The organism is Kitasatospora sp. NPDC023120 (genome assembly GCF_055560835.1).
In genome coordinates this window covers 174736-192331 of sequence record NZ_JBVHHY010000009.1, presented here as the reverse complement: position 1 = coordinate 192331, position 17596 = coordinate 174736, and the positions used below count along the sequence as shown (strand labels likewise).

The following is a 17596-nucleotide window of genomic DNA, read 5'->3' as shown; positions in this document are numbered from 1 at the left end:
CGGCGCAACGCCCCGGAGGGAATATGCAGACCGGTCTACATATGCACCCGCACCGCACCCACAGCAGCAGCGCAGGAAGTCGGCCCGGCCGACTTCCTGCGCACGCACCTGCAGGCGATAGAGCCCCAGCGGGGGAATATGACGGTCGGTCTACATACTCACCAGAGGAGCAGTGCACCGCGCACAGGAAGTCGGCCCGCTCGACTTCCTGTGCAGCGCTGCGCCACGGACATCACAGCGCCTCGGGCATCGACCCTGGAAATATGCAGACCGGTCTACATTCCACGCTGCAACCACAAGGGGCAGGTGCACGGGAAGTCGGCCTGGCCCGACTTCCCGTGCACGCACCCACGGCGGCAAGGCGCCAGCGGAAGGAATATGACGGTCGGTCTACATATTCCACTCGAGAGGCAACGCACCGCGCACGGGAAGTCGGCCTGGCCGACTTCCTGCGCAGCACCTCGGGCATCGACCCTAGAAATATGACGACCGATCTACATATTGCCGCGCGACCACAGCAGCAGCTGTACGAGAAGTCGACCCCCCGGCCGGGGCGGTCGGGGCGCAGCTGTTCCGGTCGCGTGGTGGCGGTGAAGCCGGCTCCGGGTCAGCAGCTCGACCAGGTGGTCGGCTGGGCCGAGGTGGAAGGAGGCGACACCGGGTGGCCGTAGGCCGAGGTCGGGCGCGGGTGTTCGTTACGGCCGGCGCCGCGGGGCGGGGCGGTGACCTTTCCCGGTTCTCAGCCGAGGTCAGCGACACCCGCGCCCGCGCCGCGCACCGGCGCCGCGAAGGCGGCCGCGATCGCCCTGCGCGAGGGAGTCCATCCCGGCCGGCGGGAGGACGGCGGTGTCGTAGGTGGTCCTGATCGCGGCGAGGGGCTCGGGCTCGGGCTCGGTTACACCGGTGCGTCCAGCCGCCGACAGCGGCACGAGGCGTCGCAACCCTCCACCGGGCCGCGCCAGTCGAATCGCTCGGCGGCGGCGGTTCGCTGCGCGAACACCTTCTCCCGCCGGTCCGCCGTCTGCCGCAGCACGTCCTTGCGCTCGCGCCGCGAGAGCCGGTCCACGTACAGCTGCCCGTCGAGGTGGTCGGTCTCGTGCTGCAGGCAGCGGGCGAAGTAGCCGGTGGCCTCGATGGTGCGCGGGTTGCCGTGCCGGTCGAAGCCGCGCACGACGGCGCGGGCCGGGCGGGCGAGCGCCGGGGTGCCCGCCCCGGGGACGGAGAGGCAGCCCTCGGTCTCCTCGATCAACGCGCGTCCGGCGGGCTGCGGCTCGACGACCGGGTTCAGCAGGTGTCCGGTGTGCCGGACGCCGTCGTCGTCGGGGCAGTCGTAGACGAAGAGGCGCAGGTCCACGTCGACCTGGTTGGCGGCGAGCCCGCAGCCGTCGGCGACGTACATGGTCGCGAACATGGAGTCGATCAGTTGCGCCAGCTCCGCCGTGCCGTAGTCCTGTTCGCCAGCCGGTCGGCAGGGGCCGTGCAGGATCGGCTCCCCGATCTCGGTGATCCGCAGGACGGAGGGGCCGGGGACGGAGGGGCCGGGGACGGAGGTGTCCAGGACAGGGGCACTCGGGGCGGGGGGACGCTCGCGCGGGTCGGACATGGGCGGCACAGCACTCCTCGACGCAGTCCAAGCATGACAACTTGTCACCGGCTTTGCAAAGTAGCAGACTTTGCAAAGTGACCGAAGAAGACCTCGCCGCCACCGGCGCCCTCCCCGAGCACGCCGTCCGCACCGCCCTGCTGGACCTGCTCGCCGAACGCGGCACGATCACCTCCACCGAGGCCGCCGCCCACCTCCGCCTCAGCTCCGGCCTCTGCTCGTTCCACCTGCGCCGACTCGGCCGGCACGGCCTGATCGAGGAGGCCCCGCCCGTCGACGGGCGCGCCCGGCCCTGGCGCCTGCCCCGACCGCAGGTACCCCGGGGCGTACAGGAAGCCGCCGACGGGTCCGGCGGCGAGTTCGGTGTGCTGGCCCGCGGCCTGGAGGACGAGAGCTACCAGCGCTGGCTCGCCCGGCGCGCCGAGGCCCCCGCCGACTGGCAGCACGACGAGGCCTTCAGCGCCATCGTCTACCTCACTCCCGAGGAGCTGACCGCCGTCGGGGCGGCCGTCCGCCAGGTCCTCGCCCGCTACCGGGACCGCGAGTCCGACCCGGCTACCCGTCCTGCCGACGCCCGCCCGGTCGCCGCCGTCACCCGCCTCTTCCCGCTCCTCGACGAACACTGACCGGCCGGACACCGACCGACCGAACACCGACCGGCCGAACACTGACCGGCCGGACACCGACCGACCGAACACCGACCGGCCGAACACTGACCGGCCGGACACCGACCGGCCGAACGCGGGAACCGCTCAGGCCCTGCGCCAGGACTGCCGGGCCACCGCCCGTACCAGCGGCCCGACCAGCAGCCCCACCGCCGCGCCCAGGACCACCCCCTGCACCCCGTCCCAGACGTCCTGCACGTCGCAGCTCCGCCCGATCACCGGCAGCGCGTAGTGCAACGCCGACACCGTGAACGGCAGCGCCGCCGCCCCGATCAGCGCCACCGCCGCCCGCCGCCGGGTGCCCGCCAGGGCGGCCGCGAAGCCGACCGGGGCGTAGGTCGCCAGCTTGAGCTCGATGTACCGGACGTGCAGCAGCTCGTACGGCGACCGCGGCCGCCCGCCCGCGACGGTGCAGTGCCGGACGGCGTCCTCGGAGAGCCGGAACGCCTCCGGCAGCAACGTCGCCACGACGACCCCGCCGAGCCCGAGCAGCAGCACGAAACCCACCGCCCAGTGGGCCCGCAGCAGCCGTCCCACCGGCCGGTTCAGCAAGGCCGCGGGCGCCAGCGAGAGCAGCAGCCCGGGCCAGAACATCGGCATCCCGCCGAGCACCGCACTGATCACGCCTCAACGGACGCCACGAACACCCGCTCGGTTCTCACCCGCCGGAAGAATCCCGGAGCGGGGACGTCACCCCGGCACCACCGGCACCACCGCCGCGGTCCGCGTGCGGCTCGGGCGCTGCCCGGACTGCGGGGGGGCAGGTGTTCCCGGCCCGGCGCGGTCGAGACCAGTGTGCGCGGCGCGCCGCCGGGTACGGCGGTCGGCGGCCCCACCGACGGGGCACCGCCGGTCTGCCCTGCAGCCGCTCCAGCAGTCAGGACGTGGCAGGTGAGGCGACTCCGAGCGCTGCGAGGACGCCTCACCGGCCCACGTCCGCCTCCGGCGCGCCCGGCACCATGGCATGACTGATCGTCAATTCATTGGCTGGACAAGGGAATCGACCCGCCCGCCCGATCCCCACGAGGAGATCCTCGCAATAAACCCCTTGCCCGGCCCCGGCCCGCCGCGTTACCGTCGCCGCACTCCGACGATCACGCTCCCTGGGACGAAGCAGCCGCAGAACGGGAGCACGGCCCGCAGCGCGAAGCAGTGCAGATGCAGCGCCGGCGATACAGCCCAGCAGCAGCGCGGACGGGCCCATGGAGGGGCGGCACCGGCATCCGGCATGCCCGCGTACGTACGCAAGCATGCCCCCCTCCGAAAGACGGTCCACCCATGAAGATCGGCCTCGGCCTGCCCGTCGACGACCCCGCCCTGCTGCTCACCTGGGCCCGGCGTGCCGACGCCGCCCGGTTCAGCACGCTCGGCCTGCTCGACCGGCTGGTGTTCGACAATCCCGAGCCCCTGGTCACGCTGGCGGCGCTCGCCGGCGCCACCTCCCGGATCCGCTTGCAGACCGAGGTGCTGATCGCACCGCACCACAACACCGCGTTGCTCGCGAAGCAGACCGCCACCCTGGACCGGCTCTCCGGCGGCCGGTTCACGCTCGGCATCGGCGTCGGCGGCCGTGCGGACGACTGCCGCGCCGCCGGCATCGACCTGCGCCGCCGGGGGCGTCGCCTGGACGAGCAGTTGCCCGTCCTGCGCCGGCTCTGGGCGGGCGGGGCGTACGACGACGAGGTCGGGCCGATCGGGCCCGCGCCCGTGACGCCCGGCGGTCCGGAGGTGCTGTTCGGCGGGTTCGCCCCGGCGGCGCTGGAGCGGGTCGCCCGCTTCGGGGACGGTTTCCTCGGCGCGGCGCTGCCGCCGGAGGCGATGGGCGGGCTGTTCCGGGACGTCGAGGCGGCCTGGCAGCGGCACGGGCGGTCCGGGCGGCCCCGGCTGGTCGCCCAGGCGAACGTGGCGCTCGGCCCGGAGGCCACCATCGAGCAGGCCAGGCAGAACATCAGCTCGTACTACGACTTCACCGGCCGGGCCGCCCACGTGGCGGACCGCCTGCTCACCACCCCGGAGGCGATCCGGGCCGCCGTGGACGGCTTCACGGCCGTCGGCGCGGACGAGGTCGTGCTGTACTGCTGGTCCTCGGACCCGGACCAGGTGGACCGCCTCGCCGACACCGTGCTCTGACCGTTCCGCGCGTCCCGGCCAGCCCTCCCGTCCCGACCGCCCCTCCCGTCCCGACCATCCGGGCCATCCCGGCCATCCCGGCCATCCCGGCCAGTCCGGCCAGTCCGGCCAGCCCGACCGTCAGTGCGGGATCGAGGAGATCAGTTCCTGCGCCCCCTGCCGCTTGAGCGCCAGGGCCACCGAGGTCCCCAGGTCCTCCGGGCTGAGCGCGCCCGCCCACTCGTGGGCGTCCAGCACCTGCTTGCCGTCCGGAGTGAAGACCCTGCCGCGCAGCGAGAGGCGGCCGTCCGGCTCGGCCTTGGCGTAGCCGGCGATCGGGCTGTTGCAGTGGCCCTGCAGCACGTGCAGGAACATCCGCTCGGCCGCCGCCTCGCGCCAGGTGTCGCGGTGGCCGAGCGCGGTGACGGCGCCGATGGTCGCGGCGTCGTCCTCGCGGCACTGCAGGACGAGGATCCCGGCGCCGATCGGCGGGCACATCGCCTCGATGCCGAGGATCTCGGTGATCCGCTCCTGCTCGCCGATCCGCTCCAGGCCGGAGACGGCGAGCAGGAGGGCGTCCACCGTCCCTGCCTCGAGCTTGGCGAGCCGGCTGTTGGCGTTGCCGCGGATCGGGACGCACTCCAGGTGCGGGTGGGTGGCGGCGAGCTGGGCGGTGCGGCGGACGGAGGAGGTGCCGATCCGGGTGCCGGGCGGGAGTTCGGCCAGGGTCAGGCCGCCCGGGTGGACGAGGGCGTCGTGGATGTCGTCGCGGCGCAGGTAGGCGGCGAAGACGGTGCCGGCGGGCAGCGGACGGTCGGCGGGCACGTCCTTGAGGCAGTGCACGGCGACGTCGGCTTCCCCGGCGAGCAGCGCGGCGTCGACCTCCTTGGTGAACGCGCCCTTGCCGCCCAGGTGGGCGAGGTCGCCGGTCCAGCGGTCGCCCGAGGTGGTGACCGGCACCACCTCGGTGCGCAGGCCCGGGCGCAGGGCGGCGAGTTCGGCGCGGACGCGCTCGACCTGGGCGAGCGCCATGGGCGAGGAACGGGAGACGATGCGGATCAGCTCAGCGGTGGGCATGGCGCGATGATAGGCCTTCGAACACGCGTCGTTGACGACCCGGGCGGCGACACCTGATCCCGGGTCAGCACGCGCCGGGCCGGTTCAACTCACCCCACACACCAGCCAGTTCGCATGAAAATCATCCATCTCACTCATTAGAGCTAACTCCTGGTCGAATCCACCGTTTTGCCAGTCCATGGGGCAACATCTGCATGTCCGCGACCGAACCGGAGCACCACCCCGGGCGGCACCACCCGGCACGACGAAGACAGCACAACGAAGACAGACAGACGAAGACAATTGGACAGGCCCGTGACCACCACCGCCCCCGTGTGGGACTGCCCCTTCCACCACACCGACGGTCTGGAGTTCGACCCACTCCTCAAGCGGCTGCTCACCGAGGCCCCGATCGCCCGCATCCGCCTGCCGCACGGCGAGGGCGAGGCCTGGCTGGCCACCCGCTACGAGGACGTCCGGGTGGTCACCACCGATCGCCGGTTCAGCCGTGCCGCGGGCATCGGCCGCGACCTGCCGCGGATGACGCCCGCCCCGATCGCCCAGGCCGAGGCGATCAACCTGATGGACCCGCCCGCCCACAACCGGCTGCGCCGCCTGGTCGCCCAGGGCTTCACCAACCGGCAGGTCGAACGGCTGCGCCCGGCCACCCAACGGGTCGTCGACGGCTACTACGACGAGATGGCGGAGCACGGCTCCCCCGCCGACCTGATGCACTTCCTCGCCAACCGGCTCCCGCTCACCACCATCTGCGAACTGCTGGGCATCCCCGAGGCGGACCGCGCCGAACTGCGCGGCCACGCCGTCGCGATGATGCGGATGGGCCCGGGCAGCCGGGACGGCCAGGAGGCCGCCAAGACCGCCCTGCGCGGCTACTTCACCGAGCTGACCGCCGCCCGCCGCGCCGCGCCCGGCGAGGACCTGATCAGCGCCCTCGCCACCGCCCGCGACGGGGACGAGCTGCTGGACGCCGGCGAGCTGACCGTCATGGCGATGGTCCTGCTGGTCACCGGCCACGACACCAGCACCTACCAGCTCGGCAACATCACCTACACCCTGCTCACCCACCCCGAGCAGCTCGCCAAGCTGCGCGCTCAGCCGGACCTGCTGCCGCGCGCCCTGGAGGAGCTGCTGCGCTTCATCCCGTTCCGCCAGGGCGTGGGCATCGCCCGGGTCGCCACCGAGGACGTCGAGCTGGGCGGGGTGCTGATCCGGGCCGGCGAGGCCGTGCACGTCTCCTACCTGACCGCCAACCGCGACCCGGCGGTGTACGAGCGCCCCGACGAGCTGGACCTCGACCGCGGCGCACCCACCCACATGGCCTTCGGGTACGGCCAGCACCACTGCCTGGGCTCGCACCTGGCCCGGATGGAGCTGCAGGTCGCCATCGGCACCCTGCTGCGGCGCTTCCCCGACCTGCGGCTGGCCGTCGCGCCCGCCGACCTCGACTGGAACTCCGGCTCGATCTGGCGCTTCCCACGCGCCCTGCCGGTGGCCTGGTAACCCTCTCCCCTGCCGCCGGCCGCCCGGTCCCCGCCCGCCTTGGCCCGTCGCCCGGCACCCGGCACCCGGCACCCGTACCGTTCCACGCATCCACCGGCCTGCCCGGCAGGCCCCCAGGGGAGACCCGCACCCATGGCAACTCTCTGCCGCCCCGCCATCGCCGTGCCCGAGCACGTGATCACCGTCGACGAGACCCTCGACCTGGCCCGCACCCTGCACGCCGGTCACCCCCAACTCGGCCTGGCCCTGCGGCTGATCGAGAACACCGGGGTGCGCACCCGGCACCTGGTCCAGCCGATCGAGCGGACCCTCACCCACCCGGGCTTCACCGTCCGCAACGAGGTGTACGAGCGCGAGGCCAAGCGCCGCGTCCCCGAGGTGGTCGAACGCGCCCTCGCACACGCCGAGTTGACCGCCCGGGACATCGACCTGATGGTCTACGTGTCCTGCACCGGCTTCATGATGCCGTCGATGACCGCCTGGCTGATCAACACCATGGGCTTCCGCTCCGACACCCGCCAGGTGCCGATCGCCCAGCTCGGCTGCGCGGCCGGCGGCGCCGCCGTCAACCGCGCGCACGACTTCTGCCGCGCCTACCCGGGCGCCAACGTGCTGATCGTCGCCTGCGAGTTCTGCTCGCTCTGCTACCAGCCGACCGACCTCGGCGTCGGCTCGCTGCTCTCCAACGGCCTGTTCGGCGACGCGGTGGCCGCCGTGGTGATGCGCGGGCACGGCGGACGCGGCGTGCACATCGAGCGCAACGGCTCGTATCTCGTCCCGGGCACCGAGAACTGGATCTCGTACGGGGTGCAGGACACCGGCTTCCACTTCCGGCTGGACAAGCGGGTGCCCGGCACGATGGAGCTGCTCGCGCCCGCGCTGCGCGGCCTGGCCGGCGAGCACGGCTGGGACGTCTCCGGGCTCGGCTTCTACATCGTGCACGCAGGCGGTCCGCGGATCCTGGACGACCTGTGCCGCTTCCTCAACCTGGAGCCGGCCACCTTCCGCTACAGCCGCGCCACGCTCACCGAACGCGGCAACATCGCCAGCGCCGTCGTCTTCGACGCGCTCGCCCGGCTGTTCGCCGACGGCGGCGCGCCCGAGGGCACCACCGGGCTGATCGCCGGTTTCGGACCGGGCATCACCGCCGAGATCTCGCTGGGCAGTTGGGTCGGCGCGCCCACCGACACGCTGCGGCCGCGCCGACCGTGCGCCATCTCCACCTCCGACATCGCCCTCGTCCATCCGAGCGTCCCCCGCCGTTTCCCGGCCGGCACTACGATCACCGAATGACCGATACCACGGACCGCACCGACACCTCCGCCAGAGCCGTCGAACTCGCTGCCCGATTCCCGGCGTTGCACGCGCCGCAGTACTGGAGTTGGGGGCGCTACGACGCGCAGTTCTCCACCGAGCTGCCGCCGGACGCACTGGTCACCAACATCCACCTGGTCGGCTTCGCGGACGGTGAGGTGGTGCTCTGCCGCGACGACCGGGACCACTGGTTCCTGCCCGGCGGCACCCGGGAGCGGGGCGAGAGCGTCGCCGCCTGCCTGGAGCGCGAGCTGCGCGAGGAGGCGGGCGCCCGGCTGCTCGGCGAGCCGGGCTGGCTGGGCGCGCACCGCTGCCGCACCGACGACGCGGTGCCGTACCGGCCGTGGCAGCCGCACCCGGAGAAGGCCTGGCTGTGGGGCTGGGGCGAGGTGGCACTGGACTCCTCGCCGACCAACCCGGCGGACGGCGAGCAGGTGGTCGAGGTCCGGCCGGTCCCGGCCGCCGAGGCGCAGCGACTGCTGCTGACCGGGCACGACGCCTGGTGGGGCGAGCTGATCGGGCTGGCGGTGGAGCTGCGGCGACGGGCCGGACAGGGCTGAGGCCGCTCCCAGCCGGGGGCGCTCCGGGCCGGGGACGGTCCCGCGATATTCCCGCCCCACCGGAAGACCACTGGAATAGCCGAACATCGGAGAGCAATGTCCGTTTTGCGGTGATATGACTCGGTCATGGAGACCAAACTGCTCGCCGTGGACTACCCGGTGCTCAACATCTTCTGGACGATGCTGGAGCTGTTCCTCTGGATCCTCTGGTTCTTCCTGCTGTTCAAGATCATCACGGACATCTTCCGCAGCCATGACCTGAGCGGCTGGGGCAAGGCCGGCTGGCTGGTCCTGGTGATCTTCCTGCCACTGATCGGCGTCCTCGTGTACCTGATCGCCCGCGGACAGTCGATGGGCATGCGCGACGTCGAGCAGGCCCAGCAGGCCGATGCCGCGTTCAAGGCCTACATCCGGGACGCGGCCGGGTCCGAGGCCGCAGCGGGCACCGGTGGCGGAGGCCGGAGCCACGTGGACGACCTGGCGAAACTGGCGGACCTCAAGGAGAAGGGCGCCATCTCCGAGGAGGAGTACCAGAAGGCCAAGGGCAGGCTCCTGGTCTGAGCGCGCACGGACGGCCGCGGGGCCGGTGGACGTGGTGTCCACCGGCCCCACCGTCGTACCGCCCGGCCCCGCCGTCGTACCGTCCGGACCCGGTCAGCGCCGCCCGGAGCGCCGGTCGCCCGAGCCGCCGTCGCCGCCACCGGTCAGGCCGGCCCGCCGCAGCGCGTCCGCCATGGCGCTGTTGGCGGGCGTCGCGCCGCCGCCGGAGCCGCCCCGGTCGCGTCCGCCGTGACCGCCCTGACCGCCCTGGCCGCCCTGGCCGCCCTGGCCGCCGCGCCGGTCCTGGCCACCACGTCCGCCCTGACCGCCGCGCCGCTCCTGGCGCGGCGGGCGGGCCTGCCGGTCACCGCGGTCGCCGCCCCGGTCGCCACCCCGGTCACCGCGCTCGCGCCCGACCTCGTCGTCCAGCCGCAGGGTGAGCCCGATCCGCTTGCGCGGCACGTCCACCGAGAGCACCCGGACCTTCACGATGTCGCCGGGCTTGACCACCTCGCGCGGGTCCTTGACGAAGGTCCGGGACAGCGCCGAGACGTGCACCAGCCCGTCCTGGTGGACGCCCACGTCCACGAAGGCCCCGAAGGCGGCGACATTGGTGACCACGCCCTCCAGCACCATGCCGACCTCCAGGTCGCCGATCTTGTCGACGCCCTCCTTGAAGGTCGCGGTGCGGAAGGCCGGGCGCGGGTCCCGGCCGGGCTTGTCCAGCTCGCCGAGGATGTCGGTGACGGTCGGCACGCCGAAGGTCTCGTCGGCGAAGTCCGCGGGCTTCAGCGCCCGCAGCGCGGCGCCGTTGCCGATCAGCCCGCGCAGCTCCCCGCCGGTCGCGGCGAGGATGCGGCGCACCACCGGGTAGGCCTCGGGGTGCACGCTGGAGGCGTCCAGCGGGTCATCGCCGCCGGGGATGCGCAGGAAGCCCGCGCACTGCTCGAAGGCCTTGGGGCCGAGCCGGGAGACGTCCTTGAGCTGCTTGCGGGTGCGGAACGGGCCGTTGGCGTCGCGGTGGGCGACGATGTTGTCGGCGAGCGTGCCGGTGATCCCGGAGACCCGGGTGAGCAGTGGCGCCGAGGCGGTGTTGACGTCCACGCCGACGGCGTTGACGCAGTCCTCGACCACGGCGTCCAGCGAGCGGGAGAGCTTCACCTCGCTCAGGTCGTGCTGGTACTGGCCGACGCCGATCGACTTGGGGTCGATCTTGACCAGTTCGGCCAGCGGGTCCTGCAGACGGCGGGCGATCGAGACCGCGCCGCGGATCGACACGTCCAGTTCCGGCAGCTCCTGCGAGGCGAACGCGGAAGCCGAGTAGACCGAGGCGCCGGCCTCGCTGACCATCGCCTTGGTGAGCTTCAGCTCGGGGTGGCGCTTGATCAGGTCCTCGGCGAGCTTGTCGGTCTCCCGGGAGGCGGTGCCGTTGCCGATCGCGACCAGGTCGACATGGTGCTTCTCGGCGAGGGCGGCCAGCGTGTGCAGGGCCGCGTCCCACTTGTTGGCGGGCTGGTGCGGGTAGATCGTGTCGTACGCGACGACCTTGCCGGTGGCGTCCACCACGGCGACCTTGACGCCGGTGCGGAAGCCCGGGTCCAGGCCCATGGTGGCGCGGGTGCCGGCCGGGGCGGCGAGCAGCAGGTCGCGCAGGTTGGCGGCGAAGACGCGCACCGCCTCGTCCTCGGCCTCGGCGCGCAGCCGGGCGCGCAGGTCGATGCCCAGGCGCACCAGGATCCGGGTGCGCCAGGCCCAGCGGACGGTGTCGCCGAGCCACTTGTCGCCCGGGCGGCCGCGGTCGGCGATGCCGAAGCGGGCGGCGATCCGCTGCTCGTAGTCGTTCTCCCCGGGCAGGTCGCCCTCGGACTCGCCGTCGTAGGGCGAGAGTTCGAGGTCGAGCACCTCCTCCTTCTCGCCGCGCAGCATCGCCAGGACGCGGTGCGAGGGGAGCTTGGTGTAGGGCTCGGCGAAGTCGAAGTAGTCGGCGAACTTGGCGCCTTCCTGCTCCTTGCCCTCGCGGACGGTGGCGACCACGCGGCCGCGGGTCCACATCCGCTCGCGCAGCGAGCCGACCAGGTCGGCGTCCTCGCCGAAGCGCTCGACCAGGATCGCCCGGGCGCCCTCCAGGGCCGCGCCGCCGTCCGCCACCGACTCGTTGAGGTACTGCGCGGCGAGCACGGCCGGGTCCTGGCCGGGGTCGGCGAGCAGGGCGTCGGCCAGCGGCTCCAGCCCGGCCTCGCGCGCGATCTGCGCCTTGGTGCGCCGCTTCGGCTTGAACGGCAGGTAGATGTCCTCCAGGCGGGCCTTGGAGTCGGCGGCCAGCACCTGGGCGCGCAGCGCGTCGTCCAGCTTGCCCTGGGAGGCGATCGACTCCAGGACGGCCGCCCGGCGCTCCTCCAGTTCGCGCAGGTAGCGCAGCCGCTCCTCCAGGCTGCGCAGCTGGGCGTCGTCGAGGGAGCCGGTGACCTCCTTGCGGTAGCGGGCCACGAAGGGGACGGTCGCGCCGCCGTCGAGCAGGTCGACGGCCGCCTTCACCTGCCCCTCGCGGACGCCCAGTTCCTCGGCGATCTTGCGCTCGATCGCCTGCTGGGCCTGCCGGGCCACCTGTTCGACTGGCGTGGTCACGAAGCCGGTCACCTTCTCCTTCAGTGCTTTCGCCGTACGCCCTGCATTCTGGCAGGTGCCGGCGACGACGCCCGGCCGCACCCGGAGCGGCCGGGCGTGGCGTGCCCGGGCGGTGGCCCGGGGAGGGCTGCCGGTGGCCCCAAGGGGGCCCGGACGGTGCCCAGTTGCGCGATCCCGTTCCCGGGCCGGTGGGCGTCAGCCCAGGGTGAGCGAACCGTCGGGCCGGCCGTCGGCGGCCAGGTCGATCACCTTCGTCCGACTGCCGTAGGTCAGCCTGACCCGGTCCGGGCCGTCCCAGACGGCGTCGACCACGTCGCCGTAGTGGAAGTCCGCGTAGGCGATCTGCCAGCGGCGGGTGGTCAGTCCGGTGCCCTGGTCGACGAAGACCCACTGGGCGGCGTTGAGCATCCCGGGCTCCTCCTGCCGGACGATCCGGCGGTCGGAGCGGTCGGGTGCCCGCTCGGTCCCGGTGACCTGCGGGTCCTCGAGGAAGACCCACAGCGGCATCACCGCCGCGGCCGCCAGCAGCACGCCGATGCCCAGGACCACCCGGATCCAGGCCCGCCAGGTGACGCAGTACAGCACCACCAGCAGCAGCGGCAGCGCGGCGGTGAACAGCGGCAGCGGCCGGTCGAGCCAGTCGCGCAGCACCAGCAGTCCGCCCGAGCGCTCGCTGTACGACCCGACCGCGCCCAGCAGCGCGAGCAGCGCCAGCACCGCCAGGGCAGCGTGCAGGGCCCGGCGCTCTCCCGCCGTCTGCCGACTGATCACCATGGCGTCAGACTATAAGTCCGCGCAGTTCGGGAATACGCCTGAACGAAAACGATCGGCGCTGTACGCTGCCGGGCATGTGCGCTGCCACCCGGATGCACCCCGACGAGCCGGTGGTCGACGCGGCCCTGGTACGGCGGTTGATCGCCGCCCAGTTCCCGCAGTGGGAGCGCCTTCCGATCACCCCGGTCACCCCGCTCGGCTCCGCCGGGACGGACAACGCGATGTTCCGCCTCGGGCCCGAACTCGCCGTCCGGCTGCCCCGGGTGGAGTGGGCGGCCGGGGACGTCCGGCGGGAGCAGCAGTGGCTGCCCCTGCTGGCACCGCACCTGCCGCTGCCGATCCCCGCCCCGCTCGCGATCGGCCGGCCCGCCGCGGGCTACCCGTGGGAGTGGTCGGTGCTGCGCTGGATCGACGGTGTCAACCCGGCGGTCGGCGTCCTCGCCGCACCCACCGCGCTCGCCCGCGACCTGGCCGGCTTCGTCAACGCCCTGCGCGCCGTCGACCGGACCGACGCCCCGGCCGGCCACCGCAGCGTCCCGCTCGCCTCCCGGGACGGCGCGACCCGCGCGGCCATCGCCCAGCTCGCCGGCTCGATCGACACCGCCGCCGCAACCGCCCTCTGGGACAAGGCACTCCGCCTGCCCGACTACGCCGGCCCGCCGGTCTGGATGCACGGCGACCTCACCCCCGGCAACCTGCTGCTCTCCCGCACCGGACGGCTCGCCGCCGTCATCGACTTCGCCCTGATGGGCGTCGGCGACCCGACCGCCGACCTGATCGCCGCCTGGAACCTGCTGCCCGCCGCCGCCCGCCCCACCTTCCGCGCCGCCCTGCGCGCCGACGACGCCATGTGGGCCCGCGGCCGCGCCTGGGCCTTCTCCATCGCCCTGGTGACGATCCCGTACTACCGGCACACCGACCCGGCCCTGACCGCCAACGCCCGCCACGTCGTCCGCGAGGTGCTCGCCGACCGCAGTGTCTAGGGCCCGTGGTCGGAATCGATGACTACCAAGTCAAAAACCTGCCCGAGTCAAGGTTTCTGCTAGCCTGGTCCCATGACTGGACTGCGCGAGCGCAAGAAGGAGCAGACCCGGCGGGCCATCTCGGAAGCGGCCATCACGCTGTTCCTGGAACACGGCTTCGACCAGGTGTCGGTGGCGGACGTCGCGGCGGCCGCCGAGGTCTCCAAGCCGACCCTGTTCTCCTACTTCCCCTCCAAGGAGGACCTGGTCGTCCACCGCTTCGCCGACCACCAGGAGCAGGCGGCCGAGGTCGTCCGCAACCGGCTCGCCGGCGAGCCGGTGCTCGACGCCCTGCTCCGCGACTTCCTCACCGGCCTCACCCGGCGCGACCCCGTCACCGGCCTCAACGACCACCCCGCCGTCCTCGCCTTCACCGCCCTGGTCTACGGCACCCCGAGCCTGGCCGCCCGGGTCGGCGCGTACGTGGCCCGCGCCGAGCAGTCCCTGGCCGCCGCCCTGCGCGAGGCCCCCGACCTCCCCGAGCCCCGCGAGCTCACCGCCACACTGCTCGCCGCCCAGGTCACCGCCACCCAGCGCGTCCTCGCCCTGCACAACTGGCGCCGCATCCAGGACGACGGGCGCACCGCCGACGACCTGCACGCCGAGGCCGCCGCCGACGCCACCCGCGCCTTCGACCTCCTCGCCCGCGGCTACCCGACCCCCGCTGACTAGAGTGCCGGGCATGACAACCCGTCACCACAGCTTCGAGGCCCTGCACAACTTCCGCGACCTGGGCGGCTATCCGGCCGCCGGGGGGCGGTCCGTACGGTGGGGCCTGGTCTACCGCTCCGACTCGCTCAGCAAGCTCACCTCGCCCGCCGACCTCGACAAGCTCCGCAGCCTCGGCGTACGGACCGTGATCGACCTCCGCTACCCCTGGGAGATCGCCGCCAAGGGCCGGGTGCCCGAGGCCGCCGGACTCGAGTACCACAACCTCTCGATCGAGCACCGCCCGTACGACCAGGCCGAGATCGACCCGGAGCTCGACCCCTGGCGCTACCTCGCCGACCGCTTCGCCGAGGTCGCCGAGGACGGGGTGAAGGAGATCCGCCAGGTCCTCGACGTGATCGCCGCCGCCGAGGCCCCGGTGGTCTTCCACTGCGCCTCCGGCAAGGACCGCACCGGCCTCATCGCCGCCCTGCTGCTCACCCTGCTCGGCGTCGCCGAGGACGACATCGCCGCCGACTTCGCCCTCACCGAGCTCGCCACCCCGCACTTCCTCGCCGAATGGCACGCCGCCCACCCCGGCCGCACCCTGCGCTGGCCCGGCTACGGCCGCGCCCCGGAGGCCGTCATCCGGCTCACCCTCGCCGACCTCGCCACCCGCCACGGCTCCGTCGGGGCCTACCTCACCGGCACCCTCGGCATCGACCGCGACCAGGCCGAAGCCCTGCGCACCCGCCTGCTGACGCCCTGACCGCGCCATGACCGCGCCCTGCGCAGGAAGTCGACCAGTCCGACCTCCTGCGCACCGCGGGGGCGTAACTCGGTGGCGGGGAAGGGTGGTTGCGAACGATCATGCACGACATGACTCAGAAGCAACCCACACGATGGACCGAGGCGACCGTCCACCCCGACATGTGGGCCGACCCGGAGGACGACCCCCGCAACAGCGACGGCCCCAGCCCCGACGGCGAACTCGGGCCGCTGCAGGACTGCCTGACGAACTACCGACTGACCCTTCGGATGAAGTGCGAGGGCCTGGACGCCGAGCAGTTGGCCCGCCGCTCGGTCCCGCCGTCGACGATGTCGCTGCTCGGGCTGGTGCGCCACCTCGCCGAGGTGGAGCGGGACTGGCGCAACTGGATCACGGACGGCGAGCCGCTGCCGAAGCTGTACGGCAAGCGGGACGCGGACTTCGACGGGGCGGTGCCCGATCAGGCCGTGGTGGAGGCCTCGTTCCGCGACCTCGAACGCGAGCAGGCCGCGACCGACCTCGCCCTCTCCGGGTTCCCCGACCTGGGCGAACGGGTCGGGAGGGAAGGCGTCGCGATCCGGGAGCTGCTGGTGCACCGGGTCGAGGAGTACGCCCGGCACTGCGGGCACGCGGACCTGCTGCGCGAGTGCGTCGACGGCCGCGTGGGCCAGTGAACCTCTGGGGACCCTAGCGCCGGCGTCCCCGAGGCGGCCGACCACCGCCCTTTCCCGATCCCGACCGGGGCTTCGCCGGCGGCGCCGCCGTGGTGGGCCAGTGGGCGGGGCGGGTGAGGGTGGCCGGGAGGCGGGTGGCGGCGTCGCCGCGGGCGGCGTGGAGCTGGGGCTGGGTGAGGTAGAGGGCGGTGCTGAGGTCGGCGCCGGCCAGGTTGGCGTCGCGCAGGTCGGCGCCGATGAGGTCGGCGAGGCGCAGGTCGGCGCCGGAGAGGTCGGCGGCCACCAGCAGCGCCCCGCGCAGGTTGGCGCCCCGCAGGTCGGCGCCGCGCAGACGGGCGCCGAAGAAGTCGCCGCCGCGGTGCTCGCGGCGGTGCGGCACGGAGGCGCGGACGAGTTCGCCGGCGCGCAGCAGGAGGTCGCTGACGCGCTGCCGGTGGGCCGGGACGTCGATGGCGAGGATCTCCTCGGGGGCGCCGCCTGCCAGCCGGTCGGTCTCCTCCAGGGCCTGCCGCAGGTCGGCGTGGACGGCCCGGGCGGGGGCGAAGGTGAGCGCCTCGGTGAGGTACCGGAGCAGCTCGTGCAGCTGCCGGACGATCGGGAAGACCTCGAACATCGGCCCGGCGGTGTCCGGGTCCTCGCGCCAGCTGCGGCCGCCGAAGGTCACCTGGGAGACCCGCTGCCCGGCGCCGAAGCAGTCGTAGACGGTGCAGCCCTGGAAGCCGCTGTCGCGCAGCCGTGCGTGGATCCCGCAGCTGAAGTCGGTCTGCAGGTTGCGGCAGGGGCTTCCGGCGGCCTTGTTGACGGCGAAGTCGGTGCCCGCGGCGAACGGCAGGGCGACGCAGCAGAGCCCGAAGCAGCTGCCGCAGTCGGATTCGAGCGGGGTCGGCGCGGCCGCCGTGGGGTCCTGCGGCGACTCGGTCTCGCGCACGTTCCGGGGTCCTTCCAGCCGGGCGCCCGTGGACGCCGTGAACCCGGAAATCCTACTGGGCGGCCCATCCCGACACCCGGTAAGGTATGCAGGCAATAAGGGACCATTACACATGGGGTGGGCAGCATGCAGCAGGAACCGGGCACCAGAGAACTCGTCCGGATGTGGATCTCGGGCTGGACCGTCTCGCGCGGCTCCGCCGAGCCGGTGGACCAGCCCTGGGGCTGGAGCATCGACGTCGGCGCGCCCGTCGGCGAGGTGGTCCGACACGTGCTGCCGGAGCCGACCGAGGTCGAGGTCCGCAAGATCGCCGAGGCCACCACCGCGCCGGCCACCTGGCTGAAGCTGTTCGCCGAGGACGCCACCGTGCGCCCCTGGCTGGGCCCGCAGTGGCGGCTGGACGCGCCGGGCTTCCTGATGAGCGTGCCGCTCGCGCCCGAGCGGCCCGAGCCCCCGACCGGGTTCACCGTGACCACCTGGGAGCGCGGCGGGGTCCTGCGGGTGCTGGTGCGCACCGAGGCCGGGCACTTCGCCGCGCGCGGCCAGGCGGGCCTGGCCGGCCCGGTGGCCGTACCGGACCAGATCACCACCGCGCCCGAGTTCCGCCGCCGCGGCCTCGGCACCCTGCTGATGCGCACGCTGCAGTCCGCCGCGTACGAGCGGGGCGCGCGCACCGGCGTGCTGGTCGGCACCCCGGCGGGACAGGCGCTCTACACCGCGCTCGGCTGGACCACCCGCGCCCCGATGGCGAGCCTGGTCCTGGAGCCGACCCCGGACACGCCGTAGGG

General features: G+C 73.4%; 17 protein-coding genes. 11 read left to right on the top strand and 6 right to left on the bottom strand.

All coding sequences use genetic code 11. The features are described from left to right. Positions 1-895: 895 nt before the first annotated feature. Positions 896-1603 carry a peptide deformylase gene (gene def, locus ACZ3TI_RS15695; protein WP_465726740.1) on the bottom strand — a complete coding sequence of 236 codons (708 nt, stop codon included), beginning with the start codon at positions 1601-1603 and terminating at the stop codon, positions 896-898. 77 nt (positions 1604-1680) lie between these two features. On the opposite strand from def, the gene ACZ3TI_RS15690 reads away from it, so the two are divergent. Then, positions 1681-2229, top strand: a complete 549-nt coding sequence (locus tag ACZ3TI_RS15690; RefSeq protein ID WP_465726739.1) for a winged helix-turn-helix domain-containing protein — start codon at positions 1681-1683, stop codon at positions 2227-2229. Positions 2230-2355: 126 nt separating this feature from the next. On the opposite strand, the gene ACZ3TI_RS15685 is transcribed toward ACZ3TI_RS15690, so the two are convergent. Beyond that, complete coding sequence (locus ACZ3TI_RS15685) at positions 2356-2892, bottom strand: hypothetical protein (RefSeq protein ID WP_465726738.1); 537 nt, start codon at positions 2890-2892, stop codon at positions 2356-2358. 654 nt (positions 2893-3546) lie between these two features. Between ACZ3TI_RS15685 and ACZ3TI_RS15680 the strand changes: the two genes are divergently transcribed. Then, positions 3547-4398 (top strand): LLM class flavin-dependent oxidoreductase, encoded by an 852-nt coding sequence (locus tag ACZ3TI_RS15680; protein ID WP_465726737.1) that lies wholly within the window; start codon positions 3547-3549, stop codon positions 4396-4398. A 120-nt stretch (positions 4399-4518) separates the two neighbouring features. Here ACZ3TI_RS15680 and hemC read toward each other — a convergent pair whose 3' ends face one another. Beyond that, positions 4519-5454 carry a hydroxymethylbilane synthase gene (gene hemC, locus ACZ3TI_RS15675; protein WP_465726736.1) on the bottom strand — a complete coding sequence of 312 codons (936 nt, stop codon included), beginning with the start codon at positions 5452-5454 and terminating at the stop codon, positions 4519-4521. Between the two features lie 294 nt (positions 5455-5748). Here hemC and ACZ3TI_RS15670 point away from each other — a divergent pair, with 294 nt between their 5' ends. The 4 genes from ACZ3TI_RS15670 (at position 5749) to ACZ3TI_RS15655 (ending at position 9389) form a co-directional block, all read left to right on the top strand. Then, complete coding sequence (locus tag ACZ3TI_RS15670; protein WP_465726735.1) at positions 5749-6954, top strand: cytochrome P450; 1206 nt, start codon at positions 5749-5751, stop codon at positions 6952-6954. A 132-nt stretch (positions 6955-7086) separates the two neighbouring features. Continuing rightward, complete coding sequence (locus ACZ3TI_RS15665) at positions 7087-8247, top strand: type III polyketide synthase (RefSeq protein WP_465726734.1); 1161 nt, start codon at positions 7087-7089, stop codon at positions 8245-8247. Next, complete coding sequence (locus tag ACZ3TI_RS15660) at positions 8244-8828, top strand: NUDIX hydrolase (protein WP_465726733.1); 585 nt, start codon at positions 8244-8246, stop codon at positions 8826-8828. Before ACZ3TI_RS15665 ends, ACZ3TI_RS15660 begins: the two co-directional genes overlap by 4 nt. A 126-nt stretch (positions 8829-8954) precedes the next feature. Then, the gene (locus ACZ3TI_RS15655) at positions 8955-9389 is read left to right on the top strand and encodes an SHOCT domain-containing protein (RefSeq protein ID WP_465726732.1); all 435 of its coding nucleotides are present in this window, start codon (positions 8955-8957) and stop codon (positions 9387-9389) included. A gap of 93 nt (positions 9390-9482) precedes the next feature. On the opposite strand, the gene ACZ3TI_RS15650 is transcribed toward ACZ3TI_RS15655, so the two are convergent. Both ACZ3TI_RS15650 and ACZ3TI_RS15645 read right to left on the bottom strand, forming a co-directional pair. Further along, positions 9483-11993: a Tex family protein gene (locus ACZ3TI_RS15650; RefSeq protein ID WP_465726731.1), complete on the bottom strand. Its 2511-nt coding sequence runs from the start codon at positions 11991-11993 to the stop codon at positions 9483-9485. 195 nt (positions 11994-12188) lie between these two features. Further along, complete coding sequence (locus tag ACZ3TI_RS15645) at positions 12189-12767, bottom strand: hypothetical protein (protein ID WP_465726730.1); 579 nt, start codon at positions 12765-12767, stop codon at positions 12189-12191. Positions 12768-12841: 74 nt separating this feature from the next. On the opposite strand from ACZ3TI_RS15645, the gene ACZ3TI_RS15640 reads away from it, so the two are divergent. From ACZ3TI_RS15640 to ACZ3TI_RS15625, 4 genes are all read left to right on the top strand, one after another. Further along, a complete protein-coding gene (locus tag ACZ3TI_RS15640) occupies positions 12842-13750 on the top strand; it encodes an aminoglycoside phosphotransferase family protein (protein ID WP_465726729.1) in 909 nt (302 codons plus the stop codon). A gap of 72 nt (positions 13751-13822) precedes the next feature. Next, positions 13823-14461 carry a TetR/AcrR family transcriptional regulator gene (locus tag ACZ3TI_RS15635; protein WP_465726728.1) on the top strand — a complete coding sequence of 213 codons (639 nt, stop codon included), beginning with the start codon at positions 13823-13825 and terminating at the stop codon, positions 14459-14461. A 10-nt stretch (positions 14462-14471) separates the two neighbouring features. After that, positions 14472-15206: a tyrosine-protein phosphatase gene (locus tag ACZ3TI_RS15630; protein WP_465726727.1), complete on the top strand. Its 735-nt coding sequence runs from the start codon at positions 14472-14474 to the stop codon at positions 15204-15206. A 101-nt stretch (positions 15207-15307) separates the two neighbouring features. After that, a complete protein-coding gene (locus ACZ3TI_RS15625; protein ID WP_465726726.1) occupies positions 15308-15880 on the top strand; it encodes a DinB family protein in 573 nt (190 codons plus the stop codon). A gap of 13 nt (positions 15881-15893) precedes the next feature. On the opposite strand, the gene ACZ3TI_RS15620 is transcribed toward ACZ3TI_RS15625, so the two are convergent. After that, entirely contained in the window at positions 15894-16808 is a 915-nt protein-coding gene (locus ACZ3TI_RS15620) for a pentapeptide repeat-containing protein (protein WP_465726725.1), read from the bottom strand. Between the two features lie 126 nt (positions 16809-16934). On the opposite strand from ACZ3TI_RS15620, the gene ACZ3TI_RS15615 reads away from it, so the two are divergent. Then, positions 16935-17594 (top strand): GNAT family N-acetyltransferase, encoded by a 660-nt coding sequence (locus tag ACZ3TI_RS15615; RefSeq protein WP_465726724.1) that lies wholly within the window; start codon positions 16935-16937, stop codon positions 17592-17594. Positions 17595-17596: the final 2 nt, after the last annotated feature.

Excerpts from the sequence above, each read along its gene's own strand:
- ACZ3TI_RS15625 (WP_465726726.1), top strand. The coding sequence starts at position 15,308 with ATGCACGACATGACTCAGAAGCAACCCACACGATGGACCGAGGCGACC.
- ACZ3TI_RS15615 (WP_465726724.1), top strand. The coding sequence starts at position 16,935 with ATGCAGCAGGAACCGGGCACCAGAGAACTCGTCCGGATGTGGATCTCG.
- ACZ3TI_RS15665 (WP_465726734.1), top strand. The coding sequence starts at position 7,087 with ATGGCAACTCTCTGCCGCCCCGCCATCGCCGTGCCCGAGCACGTGATC.
- ACZ3TI_RS15635 (WP_465726728.1), top strand. The coding sequence starts at position 13,823 with ATGACTGGACTGCGCGAGCGCAAGAAGGAGCAGACCCGGCGGGCCATC.
- ACZ3TI_RS15655 (WP_465726732.1), top strand. The coding sequence starts at position 8,955 with ATGGAGACCAAACTGCTCGCCGTGGACTACCCGGTGCTCAACATCTTC.
- ACZ3TI_RS15630 (WP_465726727.1), top strand. The coding sequence starts at position 14,472 with ATGACAACCCGTCACCACAGCTTCGAGGCCCTGCACAACTTCCGCGAC.
- ACZ3TI_RS15660 (WP_465726733.1), top strand. The coding sequence starts at position 8,244 with ATGACCGATACCACGGACCGCACCGACACCTCCGCCAGAGCCGTCGAA.
- def (WP_465726740.1), bottom strand. The coding sequence starts at position 1,603 with ATGTCCGACCCGCGCGAGCGTCCCCCCGCCCCGAGTGCCCCTGTCCTG.
- ACZ3TI_RS15645 (WP_465726730.1), bottom strand. The coding sequence starts at position 12,767 with ATGGTGATCAGTCGGCAGACGGCGGGAGAGCGCCGGGCCCTGCACGCT.
- hemC (WP_465726736.1), bottom strand. The coding sequence starts at position 5,454 with ATGCCCACCGCTGAGCTGATCCGCATCGTCTCCCGTTCCTCGCCCATG.
- ACZ3TI_RS15680 (WP_465726737.1), top strand. The coding sequence starts at position 3,547 with ATGAAGATCGGCCTCGGCCTGCCCGTCGACGACCCCGCCCTGCTGCTC.
- ACZ3TI_RS15640 (WP_465726729.1), top strand. The coding sequence starts at position 12,842 with ATGTGCGCTGCCACCCGGATGCACCCCGACGAGCCGGTGGTCGACGCG.